At 31.2% G+C, this 4,075-nt stretch carries 7 protein-coding genes; 5 read left to right on the forward strand and 2 right to left on the reverse strand.

What is annotated here, in order from left to right; genetic code table 11:
* Positions 1 to 238 precede the first annotated feature (238 nt).
* Positions 239 to 421, reverse strand: coding sequence for a hypothetical protein (locus BWGOE10_RS27665; protein WP_002203138.1), 183 nt, complete (start codon positions 419 to 421; stop codon positions 239 to 241).
* Positions 422 to 797: 376 nt separating this feature from the next.
* Between BWGOE10_RS27665 and BWGOE10_RS27670 the strand changes: the two genes are divergently transcribed.
* Positions 798 to 1,088, forward strand: coding sequence for a hypothetical protein (locus BWGOE10_RS27670; protein ID WP_070143906.1), 291 nt, complete (start codon positions 798 to 800; stop codon positions 1,086 to 1,088).
* Between the two features lie 113 nt (positions 1,089 to 1,201).
* Here BWGOE10_RS27670 and BWGOE10_RS27675 read toward each other — a convergent pair whose 3' ends face one another.
* A complete protein-coding gene (locus BWGOE10_RS27675) occupies positions 1,202 to 1,828 on the reverse strand; it encodes a helix-turn-helix transcriptional regulator (protein ID WP_070143905.1) in 627 nt (208 codons plus the stop codon).
* Positions 1,829 to 2,100: 272 nt separating this feature from the next.
* Between BWGOE10_RS27675 and BWGOE10_RS27680 the strand changes: the two genes are divergently transcribed.
* The 4 genes from BWGOE10_RS27680 to BWGOE10_RS27695 all read left to right on the forward strand — a co-directional run bounded on the left by BWGOE10_RS27680 (position 2,101) and on the right by BWGOE10_RS27695 (position 3,943).
* Positions 2,101 to 2,652, forward strand: a complete 552-nt coding sequence (locus tag BWGOE10_RS27680) for a YwhD family protein (protein WP_070143908.1) — start codon at positions 2,101 to 2,103, stop codon at positions 2,650 to 2,652.
* Positions 2,653 to 2,742: 90 nt separating this feature from the next.
* Positions 2,743 to 2,979 carry an indolepyruvate ferredoxin oxidoreductase subunit alpha gene (locus tag BWGOE10_RS27685; protein ID WP_070143904.1) on the forward strand — a complete coding sequence of 79 codons (237 nt, stop codon included), beginning with the start codon at positions 2,743 to 2,745 and terminating at the stop codon, positions 2,977 to 2,979.
* A 133-nt stretch (positions 2,980 to 3,112) separates the two neighbouring features.
* On the forward strand, positions 3,113 to 3,613 hold the full coding sequence (locus BWGOE10_RS27690) for a flavin reductase family protein (RefSeq protein WP_070143903.1): 501 nt from the start codon (positions 3,113 to 3,115) through the stop codon (positions 3,611 to 3,613).
* An 84-nt stretch (positions 3,614 to 3,697) separates the two neighbouring features.
* Positions 3,698 to 3,943, forward strand: coding sequence for a DUF1450 domain-containing protein (locus BWGOE10_RS27695; protein ID WP_070143907.1), 246 nt, complete (start codon positions 3,698 to 3,700; stop codon positions 3,941 to 3,943).
* Positions 3,944 to 4,075 lie beyond the last annotated feature (132 nt).

The following is a 4,075-nucleotide window of genomic DNA, read 5'->3' on the forward strand; positions in this document are numbered from 1 at the left end:
TTTCCTATGATTCTACAGAAAGGATAACGTATTTTTTGCTTTATGGGTAGTGCTATCCCTTATATGACTTCTTGTGATTTCGGTGAAAGTCGTGATGGTACTTCATAACCTTAGCTTGATAGCGATGGGGTACCCGCCAGCATTTCGGAAAAAAACCACGTTAAGCAAAAAATAAAATATGCCATCCATATGGACAGCTCATTTACATAATTATCGTTATTGGAAGTTGCTTTTTGTTTTATTTTTTCTCACTAATTTTAAGCCGTTTTGCACTTCCGAAAAATGCGCTCCCAATTATGAATATAACGGAAGAGATATACATTGCTATCCCTGAGTATTTATTATCGAATATTGTAATATTAGATAAATTAATAAACATCATCAATATAAGTGATATGTACAATCCATTAATATATTTCACTTATGCCCCCCCCTTTACTTTTTTTCTTTTCCCTTTCATCTCTTTTTTCGTCAACTCTTATGTAATAAATAGTGGTTTCTAAAGGCATTATTTATTACATCCTTTTTCCCTATTTTACCATTTGAGAGAGGTGATATGTTGTATGATTTTGGTTGTATATTCTATACATGTGAGGTTAACATAACGTCCCATTATCAGTAGCAAGGACAAGGAGGAATCTTAACCTTACAAGGGAACCTCTTTTCTTTGTTCTATCGACCTATGCATTTTTTTATACATTCCTATCCTGGCACGTTTTTAGGGTTCTTGTTTGTTACTGGATTAGCCGAAAAGTTGTATAAAATCTTGCATACTCTTAGCGTGGTTTTTTTCCAAAATGCTAGCGGTACCCCTAGAAAGACAAAAATCTATTGTATTAAGATTAAAGACTACACAGGAGGAAATTAAAGAGCTTAAGCATGGAATCGAAAAGATACTCGAAAGAGAAAAGCATATACATGAATTTGTTCCCAGAATTAAAAATGTTTTAGAGGCTTATTATGCAACAAATGATATAGAAAAGAAAAATCACTTTCTCAAATCGGTGCTTGAGAAAGTGACTTATTTACAGAAAAAAGAGTGGAGAAAAAAAGATGAATTTGTAGTTGAGTTATACACTCGAATATAAACTAGAGAATCTTTAATAGATATATTCCAATATTCATACTTTTTCATTTTCCTCATAACAAAAAGCCATGGTTATTTCATTTCTAGCGGGTGTTGTTCATCTACCTACCTGTATTAAAATTTAACTAAAAACTTACAAAAGGCATTCCCTTCAGTTTGGCAACAAATTCTATTGACCTTGTTTGTTTCTAGTACATTTTTAAACATTTGTGTTTCGCAGCTGCAAGCTGTTTTGAAGTCATTCGCCACTGCTAGAATCGGACAGTTATACTCAACTAATTCATATGTGTTTTCGTCTATTTGAGATAGATTTGCCATATAACCTTTTTCGTTTTGAATTTTAACAAGTTCATTCATCTTTTCATGTGTAGATTTGTGAGCGGTTCTTGATGAATATTCCTTTGTTAATCTTTGCTCTCGTTTCTTAAATAAATAATGGATAGATTCCTCTCCATGCAAATCTTTAATATCGTGAAGGAATTCAACACTGATTCCCTCGTAATTTTTAGGGAATAGTCTTTCACCTTTTTCTGTTAAAGAATAGATTTGTAAGGGTCTTCCCATGGACTGCTTGATTTCATTACTTTTAATCAAACCATCTTTCTCCAATATAGTAAGGTGTTTCCTTACAGCCATATGTGTAATATCTAATCGATCAGTTAAGTCATTGACTGTTAATGAAACTTCTTTTTTCAAAAAATCAAGTATCCTATCTTTAGTAGATTTTCTTGTAACATCCATAACACTAGCACCTCACTTTCAATTAAGTGCAAAACTGTATCAAGAATAAAAAAGCAGAGTTTATACGTTGTACACTACCAGTATTTCATATTTAATTAACTAATTATACTATATAGTATAAAATTCTAAAACTTTTTTGGTATTGAATAATTCTGTATTAATCATATTAGAAAGAAATTGCAGTTAGTTAACTTTTGTTGTATCCTTTAAAAGAACTAATTATACTTTAAGGTATAAAAAGTATAATTAGTTCTTTGTATTTTATTCTAGAAATGTTTCGAGAAAGGAAGGCAACCCATTTGAAGGAACGAAATGAAAAACCAAAAGCAGTCTTCAATATTCTAAGCAGTGATTCTACTGATGGGGATGGTGGATATGGTGTTGGTACAATAGATTTAAATAACGTTACACCACTTATTATTGATCCAGAGGAAAACAAAATCTTTGTAGATATGGAAGCTTTACATGGACGAAGTGTTGTGGAAAAAAAGGTAAGGTTTCGCCCAGATAAGACTCATGCTGGAGATGAACCGAAGCTATATTGGATTGTTTGGGTAAGTCTCAACTCTACAAAAGCTGGTCCATATTACTCAGGTTGTGCTGCATGTGAGGTATTAGTATCCAGAGAAGAACGACGCATTAAACTTGGATATAAGTCTATGCCAGAGCATGTTAATAACTTGGATAAAGCGATAAAAGGTAAGTTTGTTTTATCACATATGGATGAAAAATCGAAAAATCTGTTAAGACATTTTTTAATAAATCATGATGAAGGTTTTTGGAATCAATCTATTGAAGAATTGAAAAGCCAACTTACCGTTTGAATTCCCCTAATTTTGCAAACTGGTTGTAATCATTTTATGAAGATAATTTTGTTTTTAATGAATAATTTAGATAAATAGGAGTGAATCAAAATGGCATTTGTTATTACATCACCTTGTATTTCGGAAAAAGCAGCAGATTGTGTTGATGTTTGTCCGGTAAATTGTATTGAATTAGGTAGTGACCAATACTTTATTAATCCGGCTTTATGTATTGATTGTGGAGCTTGTGAGACAGCTTGTCCAGTTGAGGCAATTTATTATGAGGATGAATTGCTAGACGAAGATCAAATTTTCTTTGAAAAGGCTAAAAAATACTTTAGTGTTTAATCTCATTTCATTTGGTCTGTCTAGTATATTTAGGACACTGTGAAAAGAAAATTCAATATTCAAATGGAAACAGAAGTTAAAATTGTTGGTGAGAATTAGTTTTTTTATATTTTTAGAAAGGTGTGTTTGGAATATGGAAAACAGCACGAAGGTCTCTCTTTTTAAAAAAGTCATGGGAAATTATCCTACTGGTGTAACAGTCGTAACAACAGTCGATGAGCATAAAATTCCTCTAGGACTTACAGTTAACTCATTTGCATCAGTATCAATAGATCCTATACTTATCTTATGGTCTATTGATAAACGGGTATCATCTTATAAGTCTTTTATTAAAACTGATAAATTTGCGGTACATGTATTATCTAGTGATCAGGTTGATATCTGTAATTTATTTGCAAGTAAAGGAATTGACCGATTTGAAAATTGTGAATGGACTCTATCAGAACACAATCTGCCAATTATTTCAGGAGCTGTGGGAGTTTTGCAATGTAAAACAGCAAAGACAATTGAAGCAGGTGATCATACGATTTTAATTGGTGAAGTAGTGGATATTCAAAATGAAAATAAAGAGCCATTGTTATATCATCAAAGGAATATCGGAAAAATCCCTGAAGATTTTTACAATAATAAGTAGCTTTTAAACTGTTCTACTATCCATTTATCACATTGATTGGAATAAAAATAAGCAAGATTTATATTTATGGAGGAGGTTCAAAAAATAGGTATTGTAGTAGTAGAAATATGTGTTAGTAATTTCATTAATCATCTTGATGTAGAAACAATAATTGAAAAAGAGTACCCAGAAGTGGCAGTTATTCAAAATGATTGTCTCTCTTTTTGTGGAATGTGTGCACGCAAGCCATATGCAATGGTAAACGGTAAACGGATTTTTGCTAAAACTCCTGAAGAATGTTTAGAATTAATTCGTAATCGGATAGAATTGGAATTAGCATTATATAAGTAATAAACAATTTTATACGTAAAACTCATTCCAATACCTTAAGCAAGTGAATTAAAAAACATTAACTCTTTGCATAAAATTATTATACTTTTTAATATAAAAAATATAAAATAGATGTATATCATATTTAATCAT

It is taken from the genome of Bacillus mycoides, assembly GCF_001757995.1.
GTDB classification, from domain to species: Bacteria; Bacillota; Bacilli; order Bacillales; family Bacillaceae_G; genus Bacillus_A; species Bacillus_A mycoides_B.